This is a genomic window from Fortiea sp. LEGE XX443 (assembly GCF_015206815.1).
Taxonomy (GTDB): Bacteria; Cyanobacteriota; Cyanobacteriia; order Cyanobacteriales; family Nostocaceae; genus Nostoc_B.
On the sequence record NZ_JADEXZ010000059.1, the window covers coordinates 1 to 18004 of the forward strand.

General features: G+C 41.2%; 11 protein-coding genes. 4 read left to right on the forward strand and 7 right to left on the reverse strand.

Annotated features, from left to right (window positions below; genetic code table 11):
* Positions 1 to 224: 224 nt before the first annotated feature.
* A complete protein-coding gene (chlP, locus tag IQ259_RS19600) occupies positions 225 to 1445 on the reverse strand; it encodes a geranylgeranyl reductase (protein WP_339383945.1) in 1221 nt (406 codons plus the stop codon).
* A gap of 265 nt (positions 1446 to 1710) precedes the next feature.
* Here chlP and IQ259_RS19605 point away from each other — a divergent pair, with 265 nt between their 5' ends.
* The 4 genes from IQ259_RS19605 (at position 1711) to hetI (ending at position 6508) form a co-directional block, all read left to right on the forward strand.
* Positions 1711 to 2727, forward strand: coding sequence for a sulfate/molybdate ABC transporter ATP-binding protein (locus IQ259_RS19605; RefSeq protein WP_193887697.1), 1017 nt, complete (start codon positions 1711 to 1713; stop codon positions 2725 to 2727).
* A gap of 807 nt (positions 2728 to 3534) precedes the next feature.
* Positions 3535 to 4218 carry a hypothetical protein gene (locus tag IQ259_RS19610; RefSeq protein ID WP_193887675.1) on the forward strand — a complete coding sequence of 228 codons (684 nt, stop codon included), beginning with the start codon at positions 3535 to 3537 and terminating at the stop codon, positions 4216 to 4218.
* Between the two features lie 59 nt (positions 4219 to 4277).
* On the forward strand, positions 4278 to 5519 hold the full coding sequence (locus IQ259_RS19615) for a hypothetical protein (RefSeq protein WP_193887676.1): 1242 nt from the start codon (positions 4278 to 4280) through the stop codon (positions 5517 to 5519).
* 257 nt (positions 5520 to 5776) lie between these two features.
* Positions 5777 to 6508 (forward strand): 4'-phosphopantetheinyl transferase HetI, encoded by a 732-nt coding sequence (gene hetI, locus IQ259_RS19620; protein WP_193887677.1) that lies wholly within the window; start codon positions 5777 to 5779, stop codon positions 6506 to 6508.
* A gap of 8 nt (positions 6509 to 6516) precedes the next feature.
* On the opposite strand, the gene IQ259_RS19625 is transcribed toward hetI, so the two are convergent.
* The 6 genes from IQ259_RS19625 to IQ259_RS19650 form a co-directional block, all read right to left on the reverse strand.
* The gene (locus tag IQ259_RS19625; RefSeq protein WP_193887678.1) at positions 6517 to 7320 is read right to left on the reverse strand and encodes an SDR family oxidoreductase; all 804 of its coding nucleotides are present in this window, start codon (positions 7318 to 7320) and stop codon (positions 6517 to 6519) included.
* Between the two features lie 558 nt (positions 7321 to 7878).
* Positions 7879 to 9417: a thioester reductase domain-containing protein gene (locus IQ259_RS19630; protein ID WP_193887679.1), complete on the reverse strand. Its 1539-nt coding sequence runs from the start codon at positions 9415 to 9417 to the stop codon at positions 7879 to 7881.
* A gap of 15 nt (positions 9418 to 9432) precedes the next feature.
* On the reverse strand, positions 9433 to 11091 hold the full coding sequence (locus IQ259_RS19635; protein ID WP_193887680.1) for a PfaD family polyunsaturated fatty acid/polyketide biosynthesis protein: 1659 nt from the start codon (positions 11089 to 11091) through the stop codon (positions 9433 to 9435).
* Between the two features lie 121 nt (positions 11092 to 11212).
* On the reverse strand, positions 11213 to 14491 hold the full coding sequence (locus tag IQ259_RS19640) for a type I polyketide synthase (RefSeq protein WP_193887681.1): 3279 nt from the start codon (positions 14489 to 14491) through the stop codon (positions 11213 to 11215).
* Between the two features lie 197 nt (positions 14492 to 14688).
* A complete protein-coding gene (locus IQ259_RS19645; protein WP_193887682.1) occupies positions 14689 to 16068 on the reverse strand; it encodes a polyketide synthase in 1380 nt (459 codons plus the stop codon).
* Between the two features lie 189 nt (positions 16069 to 16257).
* Positions 16258 to 17988 (reverse strand): SDR family NAD(P)-dependent oxidoreductase, encoded by a 1731-nt coding sequence (locus tag IQ259_RS19650; protein WP_193887683.1) that lies wholly within the window; start codon positions 17986 to 17988, stop codon positions 16258 to 16260.
* Positions 17989 to 18004 lie beyond the last annotated feature (16 nt).

The window sequence follows — 18004 nt, forward strand, 5'->3', positions numbered from 1 at the left end:
GAACGGGGCAGGGGGAACGGTACAAACCTTGATGCCACTTCACTCAAGTCGGGAAACCCGCCCACGTGAGTGGCTCCCCCTTGTGGGCAAAAGCCCCCTTGCTCCTTTTCTCCCTTGGTTGTTCGCGTAGCGTCCCGTAGGGAAGCCCCACCCCTTGTGGGTGGTTTTTCTCCCCTGCTAAGAGCTCCCTGCTCCCCTGCTTTTTTCACTAATGATTGCTGCTACTAGGGAGCGAGGGCATTACCACGAATTAAACTACCAATGGTTTTGGCAGTAATTTTTAGTTGGGTAATGGGGTTCGCGGGGACAACTGTTTTATACAGATAGCTATCGAATGTCAGCTTTTGTACATCCAAGTCTCCACACATTTCTACAAAGGCTTCACGGGTAGCATCAGAACGATAGAACACACTCTGCAAAATGTCTAACACTTTGTAGGTGAGTCCATATTTCCGATCCCAACGCTTGATGTAAACTTTGAGGTCATCTTCTGTAGGAATGCGGCTACCGTTATTGGAGGTTTCCACGATTGCTTCAGCGCACATCCGCCCAGATTTGGCTGCAAAGTAAATGCCTTCACCAGAGGATTTGGTAACGTAGCCAGCAGCATCTCCAACTAAGGCGATGCGACCAACGACGCGACGAGGACGGGGATGTTCAGGAATGGGGTGCGCTTCTACTTTAATGATTTGACCGCCTTCCAGCTTCTTGGCAGCACGGGCGCGGATACCAGCTTGTAACTGTTTGATACTGGCTTTATTGACGTGCATTGTGCCAGTACCGACGGCTACATGGTCGTATTTGGGGAATACCCAAGCGTAAAAGTCGGTAGAAACATCATCGCCAACGTACATTTCAGCGAGGTTGTTGTAATACGCCATTTTGTCTTGGGGTAAGCGAATCCGCTCTTGAAAAGCGATCGCATAATTATAATCCCCAGCATCCATTTCTTTGGCAATGCGAGAATTTGCCCCATCCGCCCCAATGATTAAATCTACTTTCAGGGTTTTACCAACACCCTGGACTGTACCATCGGAATGGTCGATGTAATGGATTGTATAAGGGTCGGTATTATTTGTGGGTATATCGACTTTATGAACGGTGGCGTTAATTAAATTTGCACCTAATTTGGCCGCGCGATTCCGCAGAAAGCTATCTAAGACTTCGCGGCGGCACATTCCTATATATTCTTCTTCATTTACCAGATTAATATCAACCTCACGGTTGGAAGGTGAAATCATTTTCATCTTCCGCACCCGGCGATCGATAATCTCTGGTGGTAGGTCAAATTCACCCACCATACATAGGGGGATAGCTCCCCCACAGGGCTTGGCGTTATCTAGCTTCCGCTCAAACAGGTAGGTTTCAATCCCGGATGCAGCCAGTGTTTCAGCGGCAGATGAACCAGCAGGGCCTGACCCCACAACAGCAACCCGTAGTGCCAAAGGTCTTCTCCCAATCTTAACATTTACCGAAAGCATCGTACCACGGTCTTTTGGCTGATTTTCCTCTCTCCCCCTCAGTTTTGACAGAAATGCAATATTCCTTAATATGTCGATACAAATCTGGGGAGTGGGAAACGGTGACTAGGGTGAGATTTAAAGAAAGTTAGCCCAAAAGCAATTGAGTAAACCATATTGTTTATGGTATACATATAGCACGGTAAGCCTAGCAATATGCCGTAGTTTAAATAATAGAGGTGTAGCGGCGGTGGGTATAGTAGTTGAGAACGTATCCAAAGACTTCGGAAGTTTCAAAGCAGTTGATCAGGTTGATCTAGAAGTTAAGAGTGGTTCGCTAGTGGCCTTACTTGGGCCATCGGGATCTGGCAAATCTACGTTACTACGGCTAATTGCTGGGTTGGAAATGCCAGATAGCGGCAGAATCATCATCACAGGGAAAGATTCTACCCATCAAAGTGTGCAAGAGCGAAATATTGGGTTTGTATTTCAGCACTATGCTTTGTTTAAGCATATGACTGTGCGGCAGAATATCGCTTTTGGCTTAGAAATTCGCAAAGCCCCAGCCAAGAAAGTTAAAGGCCGGGTAGAACAGTTACTGGAGCTAGTGCAGTTATCTGGATTAGGCGATCGCTATCCTTCACAACTGTCTGGCGGTCAACGGCAACGGGTAGCTCTAGCCAGGGCGTTAGCTGTGGAACCCGAAGTATTATTGTTAGACGAACCTTTTGGCGCACTAGATGCAAAAGTGCGTAAAGATTTACGGGCATGGTTACGCCGCCTCCATGATGAAGTTCATGTTACCACTGTTTTTGTCACCCACGACCAAGAAGAAGCAATGGAAGTTTCTGATGAAGTTGTAGTGATGAATAAAGGGCGAGTGGAACAGGTAGGAACACCAGCAGAAATTTATGACAATCCTGCCTCAGCATTTGTCATGAGCTTTATCGGCCCGGTGAATGTCCTACCTAGCAGTGCGAGAATTTTCCAAAGCAGTGGGTTCGATTCGCCACACCCAGAAGTATTTTTACGTCCCCAAGATGTGATTATTGAAAAGCAAGCCAATGGTGCGACTGCATCTGCAAAAGTCAGTCGATTAATCCATCTAGGTTGGGAAATTCAGGTGGAATTGACTTTAGATGACGGACAAGTAGTGACAGCGCATCTGACGCGCGATCGCTTCAACGAACTAGAGTTAGAACCACAACAACGGGTTTACGTAAAACCCAAGGACGCGAAGTCTTTTCCGGTGTATTACTCAATCTAGAGTTAAGAATTGGGGTATCAGGAAGTATGTAGCCGCCACTAGGGCGGCTTGCCATAAAGTATTAGATTTTATCTTTATATTTTTTTATAACTATATACGTATATACGTATATAGTTATTTTTTCTTAAAAATTAGGCAGAAATTTTCAAGTTGTGTACATCTAAGTACTAATTACCTCTACCGAATGGTAGAATTTTATATCGAAAAATAACTGATAGCAACTTAAATGAAACACTTAATTAAAAAGTTACATGAATGTACTAACATCATAAAACTAAAATCCTGATTTACTGTGGAAAATACCAATATGAACTTGATATTTCACAGTTATTAGGCTGTCAATACTTTGACATCAGCCTATGATACAAAAAGTTAAGTTGTAACTATTAAAACTTTTTGTTTACTAAAATTACATACACTAAGTAGCATCGGTAAGGTTTTTTAAGTTACAAATAGCCAAAAAGAGCAAAATACTGATTAAAGAAGAATTCAGTAGTCAAAATCAGGACGCTCCCAGACTTGCTATCGCTGCACTGTCTGCCACTGGCACAGAATTAATTCAATTCTGTTAGTGTTTGCGGAGCGCAGTCTATTCTGGTAAATCACGTATATATACTGATATTAATCATTACCGCTATTTTGCTTCATGAAATCTTATTAATTGCTACAGATAAACCCAGTAAAAACCGATAAAACTTCAAAGAAAGAAAAGTTATTTTCGCTCTATGATTTAAAGTCTCAACTTAAATCTATTAAAAAACTCCTTTATTTCTATTTCCACCCCAAGCAAAGATAAAAGGTAAAAAGATGAAGGTAATTGCATGTTTGTTTAAGTCATTTGCTCTGCAATTGTTAGCGTTTGCTGCAATATCTGGTGTGGCAATATCTAATAACAAGTCGCTACGCGCCCAAGCACAAGAGACTCCTACTGCTCCCCAAGCAACAACAACCCAGAGGATTTGCTCTTTAGATCCTGTCGAAGATTTATTACCACCACCACAAACAAAAACTAGTAATTCCTTATTTTCATACCTTTCCCAGGAGGGGTTTACCCAAAGCAAAGATGGTTCTTGGGTTTGCTATGTGAATGACCCCAAAAAAGAAGGGCGTTACTATACTTTGTTTAAAGTTCAAGAGCAAAATGGAAAGCTAATTGGCAGTTCTTTTTTAGACGGTGGTAGTTTGATTGAGGGTCAAGACAACCGCACTCTAGACTTTTTCATGAAGCTTGTAGAACGTCATCTAGATGGGAATCAAGAAAATCGCCAAAGTATAAGCAGATATTTAGAATCCTTTATATCTCTAGTAAAGGAAGGAAAAATCAAAGCTTCCCGTCGTGGGTTTCTCTTCGACCAACCCAACCGAGCTTTAGTTTTATACCACACCCTCAATGCAGGAGAACTCAAAGGTACAGCAATTACCCTCAATATTCAAATACCTGATAACGTAAATTCCACCTCCAAAAAGAGTGTAAAACCCAAGCAAAAATAATCTCCATTGTTTGTTTAATTGCGTGTGAGTAGTGTTTTTTATTTATCAGGAGATGTGTGTTGTTGAAACCAACTGTCAAAAGCATTGGGGTTTTGTTAACGTCTTTGGCAGTATTACTATCTGTTAGCCAATCTGCTAACGCACAGCTAAATGTAGGACAGCGCAAAGTGCAGCGAGGACTGGAGCAAGAATATCTCCAGTATCAGCTTGGACAGCGTAATCTAAGTGATGCACTAGTCATTCCTGGATGTATTGTGGGTAGTGGTACTGGCTGTAATAAAACTGGAACAGTCCTGCAACAATTACTAGCAATTAATGGTGGCCCTAGTTACTACGACTTAGCGATTCGAGCAGCTGGAGGAGCGCAAAACTACCAGAATTTCACTCCTTTTTACGGCAACAGTGACAAAGTTCTAGAAATACCTTTTGCCTCGTTCTGGAGAAGGCAATCTCCATCAATTCTGGATGGTTATCAATACGTTCTGGGACAGTCTGTAAGTCGCAGTCCTGTTCCTGGGTTGGGAGCAGTTACTAAAAACTTTGCTTGGGTTCCAGTATCCAGAGGTGATAACTCCGTAAGTCCTCGGCAAGGGTTGTTAGATTTTAAATATTCTTTTGGACATGAACTCTTAGTTGAAGTTTCCAAAATTCCCAACTTAGACCAGCAGATACGCGCTTTGGATTTGCCGCCTGATATGGCGCAGTTTTATATGAATAACCTCTCGCGGGGTTTAAATGCGCTGAAAACAGGAAACAACGAAGAACTACAAGAGAGTATCTTAAGAATAGTTTCCTTTCCATATTCATCGGCTGCGACAACCACTGGTAACTACGGGCGTGTACCTCTTGGCACACCAAAAGAGTTAGACAATATAGAAGGTACACCAATAGATGGAGAAGAACTGAATCCAGACATAGGTTTTGCCGATGGAGAAGCATTCTTGCTAGAGCCGGATACGGCCATTGCTTTAGACGTTGGCACCATAGCTGGAGGTGGTTTTAATCTCGCCTATCTGAGTCCCCTGCTTTTTTTACTATTTTTCCTAGGAGGAGATGGAGGTAGTTCTTCATCTTCCGCTGCGACAAGTTCTCCTATTACTCCATTAGTTCCACCTGCTTCAGATGGCGGTAGTTCTTCTGGCGGTGTAGTTGTTGTCCCACCAGGCGGTGATGGGAATACACCTCCAACACAAACAGTGGATGAACCATCAACACTGACAGCCATAATGTTATTTATGCTTGTGCTATGTATGTTTTTGTACAAACAACGAACTGCCAAGACTAAGAGTTATGTGAAATAGCTTGTTGCAAAACTTTTGATGAAATTACTGCCATTTTAATAAAAATCCCTCGGCAAGCTACCGAGGGATGATATTGATTAGTACTTTTCACCTTAAAATATCCCACTTCCATAGAATACCTATATGTTTTAGTATGGTTGTGCCAAAATGCCAAATTTTGAAATTTAGACAATCTCCGAAAAAGTAGAGACGTAGCATTGCTACGTCTCTACAAGCTTTCCGGATAACGCATATTTCATTTTTGGAGATGTCTATTAATGACTGGTCAAAATCATCTATGGCTACCTGCACCAACAAATTTAACTTTATTACCGGATGAAGTTCATGTTTGGCGAATTGACCTGGATGTAGTAGAATCACAGCTACAAACTTTAGTCGCAACTCTATCTAGTGATGAACTTGCTCGTGCTAACCGATTCCGTTTTCAGGAGCATCGTCAACGTTTCATTGCAGGTCGTGGTAGCCTGAGAAATATACTGAGTAGTTACTTAAATATTGAACCGCAGCAAGTAATGTTTGATTATGAACCTCGCGGTAAACCAATGTTAGGAGATACTTTAGCTAACAGTGGTTTATTGTTTAACTTGTCGCATTCTCAGGATTTGGCTTTGTGTGCAGTGAATTACAAGCATAAAATTGGTATTGATCTAGAGTGTATGCGATCGCTCTCTGATTTGGAAGCCCTCGCCCAAAGGTTCTTTTTACCGAGAGAATATGATATGGTGCGATCGCTTCCTCCTGATCAACAACAACAAGTATTTTTCCGTTACTGGACTTGTAAGGAAGCTTATCTCAAAGCCACAGGCGATGGAATATCTCAACTAGAACAAGTTGAAATATCTTTAACACCTACCCAACCAGCTAAATTACTCACATCTGAAGACTGGAGTCTTTTGGAGTTAACACCTGCTGATAATTATTGTGCTGCTGTAGCTGTGGCTGGTTCTGGCTGGAATCTCAAGTGTTGGCAATTCACTGTAAATTCTTAGATGAATTGTTATTTATCTTCCTGCATACTTCTGACAATTTTTGTTACTAGCTGTCTCGGTACAAATCTGACACTTTTTGCTAGTAGTTTATTGATGAAACCTGGAATAACAACTGTTTTGCCTTTCATTAAGGCATCGTAACCAATTTGAGCTACAGTTTCTGCATCCATCATCTTTTTGTTCTTCACCAGATTAGAATCTGCCATTCCTGTTCTTTCATGAAAAGCAGATACTGTTGAACCTGGACAAAGTACCGTGACAGTCACACCTGTACCTTCTAATTCATTAGCGATCGCTTCTGAAAATGATAATACATAAGCTTTGGTAGCAAAGTAAACTGCCATTAAAGGGCCTGGCTGAAAAGCCGCCGCCGAAGACACATTTAAGATTTTACCTTCACCCTGTTTTACCATATCTTTCAGGAATAATTTAGTTAAATGGGTGAGACATACTAAATTAACTTGTAGCATTTCTAGTTCAGTATTCAAGTTTGTTTCGTTGAATAATCCATAAGTACCAAATCCGGCATTATTAACTAGTGCATCAACTTGAATATTTGCTTGTTGTAACTCTCTAAAAATTTCTTCTGGTGCTGTTGACAAGGCTAAATCTTTGACAATATTTTTGACGATAATAGCAAATTCTTGTTGAAATTTTTCTGAAACTTCTGTAAGTTTTATCGCATTTCTATCCACCAATACCAGATTATAATTGTTCCGGGCAAAAATGTAGGCTAATTCATAACCAATTCCACTTGCAGCCCCAGTGATTAGAGCAGTTTTTTTACTCTTTTTTTGGTGTGTTGTGTTCATATTAGAAAATGGTTAATTTAGCTTGATTAATCTGTCATGCAGTTACGACAATCATCAATAACTGACTCTTAAATAACCTTGATAAATAAATACTTAGAAAATGTATGTAAATATGAACTTTGAAGATGCTTAGACAATACTTAAGCTAGAAGTTAAAGCAACACCAAATTATCTTTAAGATATTTAATCCTAAGGTTTTACAAAATTAGTAGCAGTTAACTTTTATGCTTGATAGATAAGTGAGCAATTACTTACAGATAATAACTGAAATTTTACGTCGAACAATTACTATTTTATATTCAACTATCTGATTGATATGTCAGAGATGAACCTTTATTTATAAAATTTGACTATGTAAAGTATATTGTTATAACTAAGGATATTTAAGCCTCTCTCCCCGCAGGAGAGGAGTTGGGGTGAGGTTCATCAAACTCATGTTAATTTATAAAAATACTCATTCGTAAGAAACAATATCCCCGACTTCTTTGAGAAGTCGGGGATATTAACCTCTAGATTCTCTCTCTCACATCAGAATTAATTTTGAGGCTGTTCTTAGGACTACAAAGCGACGCTTAAGAAACCGCTTTCAATTAGGTAAGCTGTGTAGATCATAAACAACTTAGAGTCAATCGGTGGACAGGTAATAGAACTACCTGCTAACGCTTTTACAGTTGCTTCACAGCTAATTGTTGGTCTTTTGGCTTGGAGATATAAATCAGGAATTGTCAGTTGTTCTTCAGACCAGCGTTCTAATAGGAAAGGCCGCAAAGTATACAAAGGGTTTTCTGGAGAAGAAGCATTTTTAATTAACTCTGCTTGCCATTCATCGTAGGGGATGATTTGCACTGGATAACCAAAAGAACTAATCCAATCGACTAAGAATTTCAAAGTTACAGGCTGGGGATGTTGGAGGTGGAAAGCTTTACCTATTGATTCTTTTTGCATTGACAAATAGACAACAGCTTTACTCACATAGTCTACAGGAGACATGTCCAACAAATATTCTACATCGGGGAAACTTCCCATTTGCAGACAACCCTTGACCATTAAGTTAATAAAGTCGTGAGTGTTACCGATACCAGTTTGACTGTCACCGGCGATTAATGGTGGTCTGTGGATTGTAACAGGTAAACCGCGATCGCTCGCAATTTTCACCAACTTCTCTGCTACCCATTTGGTTTGGGAGTAACCGAGAAAAATCCCTTCCCAATGGCTGAAATCATCATCTTCTTTCACCACCTTACCAGCGTAAACAGGTGATTCAAATACAGCCACACTGGAAACATAATGTACAGGCTTGACTTTGATTTGACAAGCCAATCGCAATATTTCTTGAGTCCCTAAAACGTTCGCTGTTTTCAGTGCTGAGTAGGGATAAACGTAATTTAGTAAAGCTGCACTGTGATAAATAGTATCAATGTTTGCAGCAAAGGCTTGGAAAACTTCTGCACCAAGACCTAACAAAGGTTGAGCTAAATCACCAATGACAGGAATAATTCGCGCATCCAAAGCATTTTGACAAATCCCATACTGTTCCAAGTTCTTTTGGAGTTTATTCTTCCCATCGTGGAGACTAGCAGCACGTACTAAGCAGTAGATTTCTGCATCAGTTTGTTCTAATAATTCCCGGATAATGAAGGCTCCTAAAAAGCCTGTACCACCAGTTAAAAAGATTTTCTTGGGTTTATCTAGAGGTGTGTATGTAGCGCCACCAGGATGAATTGTGGGGTCGAGTACGGCTTCGGATTGTAAATTGAGGATAGGAATTTCCGAGGCGTTCCCCTTTGGGGTTGCCGAAGGCATCGCATTAATTGTTTGCTTGACAATTCCTGTATCTTGCACATCTGATTTTTCTTCTAATTCTTCAGCTAAACGCTGCGATAAAGATGCAATATTAGGATAATGCCATAACAGCAACGGTGACGGTTGAAACCCCAGTAATTCCTCTAATTTACTCACTAGAGTCATGGCTTGTGCTGAATCCAAACCATAGTTCTCTAGGTTTTCGTCGATGTCGATTTCATCAGCTTCCACACCCAGTAATTCTGCTAGGTTAGACACCATCCAAACTTGAATATCTGCTGCACTATAAGACATTGTTACCTCTTGGAATTATTGAGAAATTTCTGGAAGATACTGAGTGTAGTAATCTGGTATTTGCAATCCTTGAATTTTTAAATTTTGGATGCGATATAAATACGCCGCACCTTGCATAATATGATCAGCCACATCCACAACTCGACGATTTTGTGGTTCGGCTAAATAAGAACCGCGTACCCAATCATTAAAACCACCCATCGCCGGGCCGCACCAAATTTGATAATCTACTTCTCTACCTTTTTCACCAGCAGTAGACCAGCGCGAAGATAAGCCTAAATACCACCGAAAAATTGCAGCCATTTTCAACTTCGGATTATTAATAGCTTTGCCCAATTTTTCAGGATTTTTCTGAGATAAATAAGCGGCTGTTCCTTCCCAAACTTCAGCCAGAGTTTTCCGAAAAACTTGCTTTTCTAACTTCTCTCTTTCTGCCGCAGGAATATCTTCAATAGAGTCATAAGCGCGGTATAATTCATACAACTTCTGCGCTCGCATTGGGAACATTGTGCCGCGCTTGAGGACTTGTAATTTAACACCCATTTCAAACATATCGGCGGCGGGAGCCATCATGACATCAGCCATTTCTGCTTGCGCTAACAAACGCTTTGTATGTTCACAGGCTCCCGATTCAACACATGCTTGATTTATTGAACCAGTCATTACATAAGCAGCACCCATCATTAACCCAGCTAAAGCTGATTGTGGTGTTGCAATTCCTCCTGCTACACCCACTCTAATCGGTTGAGCATATTGATATTGGGTTTGAATTTCATCTCGTAAAGAAATCAGAGAAGGTAACAAACAAACCAAAGGACGATTATCTGTATGACCACCAGAATCAGCTTCAACAGTAATATCATCAGCCATTGGAACTTTCTTGGCTAATTTTGCTTGCAACTCAGTAATTAAGCCTTGCTCAAGCAATTCTTGAATAATTTTAGCTGGTGCTGGCTGCATAAATTTACTCGCAACTTCGCGGCGAGAAATTTTCGCAATCACTTTATTTTTAATTTCGATTTGATTAGCATTATTTAAACTTAACCCAGCCACCCGATAATAAACAATGTTAGGAGTTAAATCTAAAAATGCTGAAGCTTCGACAATTTTCACCCCATATTTAAGATACAAATCCACAGCTCGACGTTCAATCGCCATATCATTAGGGCTGTGAATTAAATTGAAGGCGTAGGGGTCATGAGGTAAAGCTTGTTGAATTGTTTGAATTGCGGCTTCTAATCTTTCTGGCGTTAACCCACCTGCACCAAAAGAACTCAAGATTTGATCTTTTCCTAAAGCAATGACCATTTCTTCTGAAGCGATACCGCCAGCCATTGCGCCCGTCATATAGGCATATTTCACACCATAAAAAGAAAGAAAATTTGGGTCGCCTAACTGTTGTAAACGTATGGGAGGAATCGATGTAAGTAGTTCTACTTGTGTCGTAGTATTTTCAACAGGAGATAAAAAGCCTTCGTTGGTGACACCAATTTGTCCAGCAATTCTGACGATGTAACAAGGTTTATCTAAAACTAGTAATTTATCTTTAATAGTTTGCTGGTCAAAAGAGATTGTATCTAATGAGCCTTTCCAAATCAGGTTTTGATTATAGGTATAGGTAGAAAATCCTAAACCATTGTCTTGCTTGCTAAATAGTGTATCTATGGTGGTCATCTTCTTTGCGTCTACCCTGCGGGAACGTTTTCAACGAATGCGCCTTTGCGCGAAACTTTAGAAATCTAGAAAAGGTTTAAGAATATAGCAATATATCCTTAAACCATGAGGTAACGTGCAATCAAACTTCTTCGTTCAACAAATCTTGAGCGCAAACTAATTGCAGTTGAATGATTTCGCGCATTTGTTGACTAAAATCTTGTCTGGCTAACAAGAAAGCTGTATGCGCTTTCGTTATCCGTGCATTATTTGCATTCAGCTTTTGACAGTGGGATGTATTTAACTCCAGCATTCTGATGAGGGTATCTAAATCTTTATTGGTAGCAGATACTTGGGGCGCAATAATTAACTCAGAAGATTCTACTTTTTCTGTTGCAGCAAAACCGTGTTCCATGATATTTTTTGCAGGAACTTCGCTACTAATGAGTTTGAATGTATCTTCCAGAGAATTGATAATGTCAAAATCACTAGGTGATGGTATGTTTTGATGCAGATTTACAGTTTGCTCGGCTTTAACTTTTTGCGGTAAATTTTGAAAAAGTTGGCGATTTTCTTCACTTAAAATACTGGCTGTAATTGAGTTACCGCCGATGGTGATTGTGCGTAAGGTAGCTTTATTTTGTTTAGTTGTGGGAGTGAGATTATAAAGTGGTGACAAGTCCATCGGGACGCGATGACTGACCAGTTTTGCTAGAGCTTTGACAATGGAAGTATGGTCATCCATACCCCGACGATTTAGGGATACGGTGATGTGGTCTTTGTCTTCGAGAATTTTATCAATCCAGCGCGAACAAACACCACCAGCACCGGCTTCGATAAAAATTCTCGCGCCGTCATCGTGGAGACGGTTGACTAGTCGGGGGAAGTCTAATTGTTGGCAAAGTCCGGTGGCGATACTGTGAGCGATCGCCCCACTCTCCAGTACAATAGGTTGATATTGCGCTGCAGAATAGAAGGTTACGCCTGATAGATTCTGGGATGGTAAAGTATTTAATTTGACTAACTCATCATACTCCGATCGCATCGTTTCACTATGAATGACATGATCGAAAGGAGCCGCGAAAGAATTACAAGCTAAGGCTGCAATGACTCTTTTACAAGCGGCTGGCTCACCAGCAATTAGCACTTCTTCCGGTGTATTAATTTGTGTCAAATAAACACGTGGTTCATTTTTGATAGCTTCCTGCACTTGTTCAGGACTAGCTATCAAGACGAAGTTACCCCAAAAACTTTTATCTGAAGTATCTGTATTGGGTAAACCCCAAAACTCGCGCACCGCATTTTTCGGGCCAGATAACCTACTTCCAAACAACGCTGAGGAGTTGAAGGAGTTACTACCTTGGAAGAAATCGCTCCACACGCCTTGAGCTACCATCATGCTTGTTTCACCCAAGCTGTAGCCAAATACATACTTAGGCTGGAGTTGAAAGTCATCCCGAATCACTGTGGTAAGCAGTCTGGTGCAGAACATTTCCGCCTCAAACATGGCTAAAGAATCATCTAGCAATTGCTTTTCTAGAGTCTCTAGTTGTCTGAGAGATAGTTTACTCAAACTTCTGGGAAACACAAGTCGTTCTACATCCGCCGCCCGCTGGTGCAGACTTTTCACCATTTGGTCGTGATAAATTCTGGGGAATAAGCGGAAGAGATTCCGACCCATACCCACGTAGGAATTCACCGCCGCTGGATACACATAAGCAATCTCACCGCATTGTCCCAGAGGCTTCGGTGTGAAGTAACTACCTACAGGTGTTTGCCAATCTGTACCTTTTTCAAAAGCAGTTTTGACACCTTTACGGGCTGATTCAATTTCTTTGAGGAGTTCTTTTTTGCTCCGTCCGTTAATTGTTAAGGCGTAAAGAGCTTGGGGGTTGGCTTTATAGGTAGCAAAAGCTTGACTCGCACAATCTGATAAAGAAGAACTAGTTTCAATACTCTTTTGCAAACTATCTAGAGCCGCAAATAGACTGATGTTATCGTTAGCTGTCACGGGGAACAGATGATATGGCATTTGCTCCAAATATCTGCTAATCCGTTCTTCTTGGTTGAGTTCTTCTGAGAGAATTGCATGGGCGTAAGTCCCATCAAAACCCACACCGTTAATTGCAGCTATCCGACGGTTAGAGTCTTTACCCAAAAACCAAGGACGAGATTCTGTAGCTACATAGAAAGGGCTACCTGACCATAGTTGTGGTGTCTTCACACCAGACCAGTTAGGAGTACCAGGAATGTATCTGTAGTAAAGACACAGCGCTGTTTTGATTAGGCTGGCGATTCCTGAAGCTACTTGAGTGTGACCGATATTTGCTTTAACGCTACCAATAGCACAATGCAAACCATTCCCTACTGATGGATAAACTTGCAATAACCCAGCGATTTCGGTTTCGTCTTCTTGAGGAATACCACTGGCGCAAACTTCCACATAATTCACCTCAGCAGGCTGTATACCAGCCATTTGAAAGGCTTCGTTAGCTGAATTGGTCAAGGATTGACCGACACTGATACCATCAATAGTTGCATAAATGCGATCGCCATTTGCTTGCGCCACATCATAACGTTTGAGAACTACTACACCAGCGCCTTCACCCACAGTCCAGCCATTGGCTTTTTGGTCATAACTCAAGGTATTGACACCAGTATTAACCTTGGCTGTTTGATTGCGTAACAACACATTCTCCACACCACCAGCCAAATCGACAGCCCCAACAATGGCTGCGTCAACTTCTCCAGTCATGAGTAACATTTGTGCAACTTCTAATGCTTTGAAGGTAGAAGTCTCTACGGATGTCAAGGTGAAAGCCGGCCCGGTGAAATTCCACAACGAAGAAATTCGACTCGCCATGATATTGGTGATGTAACTTAAATACTCACCAATTTCTCCTTGATTGTGAACGCTATCTTTAACGATGGCTTCTAGTTGAGCAATCTTTTCAGGCGATAAGGTAATTTCCGCCCCATTTAAACCATCTCTAACTTGCCAAGATAAATTCCATCGTTGTTGCAGTTTGTGTGCAGACAACTCTGCTTCAGCGGCAATAATTACCGCCACATTCCCACCTTCTGGGAGTTTTGCATCTTGAATTGCCCGTTCAGCAACCTTCAATATTAATAGTTGTTGGGGGTTGATTTTTTCGATTTCGTTAGGAGGAATTTTATAGGTTAAAGTATCAATTTCAAAGTCTTTGATATACGCCCCGACAGGCGCTTTCCCATCAGCTAATCCATACTCTTGCAATAAATCTTTTTGCTCGTTGATACCATACCATCTTTTTTCAGGTAGAGGAATAAAATGCTGTTTGCCATCGTAAATACTACGTTCAAAAGCATCTAGGCTATTGCATTCGCCAAAGAAGGCATCCATGCCAATAATGGCAATTTTGTTTTTATTATCTTGGGTCATTATTTAGTACCTAAAATGAATTTAATAACGAACCGCATTCTCTACGAGACGCTGTGCGTTGGCGGAAGCCTCTCGTAGAGAAGGGCGCAAAGAGCGCTAAGGAAAGAGGGAATAACGAACCACAGAGGCACTGAGAACACAGAGTTAGAGAGAAGATAGATGGTTTTATAGACTCACGCAAAAAAACTCTAAAACTTCTATTTCTTTGTGTCCTTTGTGTCTTTTGCGGTTTTTTCCAAAATAATGTGGGAGTTAGTTCCACCAAAACCAAAGGCACTTAGGGCTACACGTTTAGTTGAATTATTGTTAGGCCAGGGTGTTGTTGTTTTAACAATGTTTTTGGGAGAAATGACGGTATTTTCTGCACCAATAGGTTCAGCAATATTAATTGTGGGTGGAATCACACCATGATTCATGCTATAAATTGCTTTGGTTAAGCCCACCATTCCCGCACCTACTAACAAATGACCGACATTCGATTTAGCAGAGCCAACTAAAGGTGATGCTTTATATTGTCCGAAAAAGCTTTCTACAGAATTACATTCGGTAGTGTCACCTAAAAGTGTACCTGTAGCGTGACACTCCAGATAATCAATGTCTTTCGGGCTGATTTGAGCTTCTTGATAAGCTCGTTCGTAAGCAAGTATTTGCCCTTTTTCATTGGGACTTAGTAAATGTTTACCTCTACCATCATTAGAAAGTCCAATACCACAAACAGTAGCAAGAATTCTATCACCATCTCTCACAGCATCACTGTGGCGTTTGAGGACTACCATTCCTATACCTTCTGAGGTAATTAAGCCCCGTGATTCTTTGTCTAGAGGGCGACTGATACCGTTTTCTGGATATCCTTGAATCCCAGAAAATAGCATTCGTAAAAATAAAGGATCAGAACAACTAATTGCACCAGCTAACATCAAATTAGCTTTGCCTGTGGAGAGGTAATGAGATGCTAATTTAATGGCATAAAAGGCTGAGGAACAAGCTGCATCTATACAAAAATGTGTTGCTGATAGTGATAGTGATTGAGCAATTAAAGTGGCGGGTAAACCAGAAATCATCGCATTATAGGGCGATGGTTTGTTAGCTGCGGGGAGAGCCGCTAAGTGAAAATCTTGGTCTTGAAGCAGTTCGGCGATCGCACCATCAATTGTGCGGCGATAAATGGGGGATAATAGTTGATTAGATAACTTTGTCGGTAAGGAGAGGGTTCCTAAAATTACGCCGCATTTGGAGAGGACATTTTGATTACCTAAATAACCACTATGTTGTACTGCTTGTTTAGCTGCATACAGTGACCATTTGAAGGTATTATCTAAACTTGCAACTAGGTTTAAGGGGAGATTATATTCACTGGGGTCAAATTGAAAGTTGCGAATAAATCCACCTTTGCGGAAATAAAATTTTTCCGGGTTGCCTTTAGCTGAGTCGTAAAATATTGTGGGATCTATACCTATTTCGGCGACTGTAATATCTGATGTGGAGTCTTTTTGTTCGGTGATGTTTTGCCAGAATTGTTCGGGATTTTGAGCGTCGGGGAAGAGACAAGATATGCCGATGATGGCGATTTTTTCCACTATTTTTTCCTTGTTGGGGTGAGTTTTTGGATTTACGCTTTTCCCCGGAGTGGAAATTTTACGAACCACAGAGACAAGGCAGTGCGTTGGGCGGGTTTCCCGACTTGTTCGCTGAAAGCGTTCCCGTAGGGTAGCAACTGCCGCACAGAGAGCGCAGAGAAGAAGAGGTTTACAGAGTATGATGGGTGGTTATTTATTCATCATTCTCATTGCCCAAATGACTGCTTTGGCTCCAAGAATGCGAGAATATAATTTACCGTTGCGATCGTGTAGGTAGTAGTCGGAGGTAACTCCTGTTGCTGTTTTTGCTTTGATTTCGCAGGAGACGTAGAATGGTTCGTCGCAAGGTATAGCGCGGAATTGTTCGGAGTGGGTTAGTTGTCCTGGTAAGCACATTTCTTGATAGAAATGGTTTAGCCATACCCACAGAGGTTGTGTGCTTAAATCGGTGGTGTATGGGTTATGCCAATTGATAGGAAATTGTCCTTGTTTTTGGGGAGAAATTGATGACCAAAAACATTCGGTGGTGATTTTTTCGGGAGTGATATTGATGACTCTATCTATTTTTTGAAATGCTGGGCCGTGGAATAATGAGGAGCTATCTTTTTGATAGAAATCTGTACCTGTGGTGGTGATGATGTGATCTTCTGTGAGATTTACTGATTCGTATATGGGTGCGTCTGGAGTTTTCCGCACGATTTTGATTTGGGCGCTGAAGTGATAGTGGGTTTTGCCTTGGGGAGTTTTGCTTAAGATTCTGGTTTGTAATTCGACAAATTCTGATTCGCTTTTGGCGATTTCTTGTATTTCTAAAATATGTTCGCTGACGTTGGAATTAGCAAAGGTAATTCCTTTGAGAACTTTGAAGTCTTTACAACTCAAATAACGATAACCTGGATGCAATTCTTCACACGCATTAATCATCCAAGACATGGCGCAGGTGGCTGGTAGTACTGGGGAACCAGCAATCACATGATCGTATAAAAAGGGATTTGCTTCTAGAATAATACGGCGGCGGATGCGGTAACTTTTGAGTTCTACATCTAACGGTGCGGGTGGGCGAATTGTAGGGCTACCGATAACAACTTGGGTAGAGTCGTGGTGGGCGGGATGGAGTTCGTTAACTAACATTTGTGCGCCAATATCTACGGGGATAATATCAATTCCTCGTTCTGCAAAGGCTTTTTTGAGTTCTGGTGTCACCATACCGCTATCCCAACCGCCCCAGTTGATTGCAACTACGTGACAATTGGGATGGTTTTGTTTGAATAGATGGGCTGATTTGTTGAGAATTTCGTTAGCGATCGCATAGTCGGATTGCCCAATGTTGCCGTAAAATCCAGTTACGGAGGAGAATAATACTAGTTGTTCTAGTTGATTGGGGTTAACGCAATTCAGTAGATTTTCTAAGCCTTGGACTTTGGCTGTATAAACTTTTTCAAAGTCTTGGTCGGTTTTCTTTTCGATTAATTTGTCGGCTAAGTTACCTGCACCATGAATAATACCAGTAATTGCTCCGGTACGAGCGATCGCTGTTGCTAATTTCTGTTGTAATTCGGTAATGTCGGTGACATCGGCGCTCACATATTCGACTTTTGCGCCTGTGGCTTGAATTTCTGCCAAGGTGTTTTTAATCTCTCGGCTGGAAGCAATTTTGTTATATATTTTTTGTACGCTCATGGGTGTGGGTTTTTCTCCTTGTTTGAGGAGATGTTCCATGATGCGTTTTTTTAATGCGGGTTCTTCAATGCAGTCTTTGGCGAAGTCTGGCTCGTTTTCGACAATTTCGGAACGTCCGAGGAGGATGAATGTGCAAGGTTGTTGTTGGGCGAGTTTTTTAATACATAAGGATGTGATTCCTTTTGCACCACCACTGACGAGGAATACTGATGAGGGATGAATTTGGGTTGTTGTTGTCATGTTTATTTGAATTTGA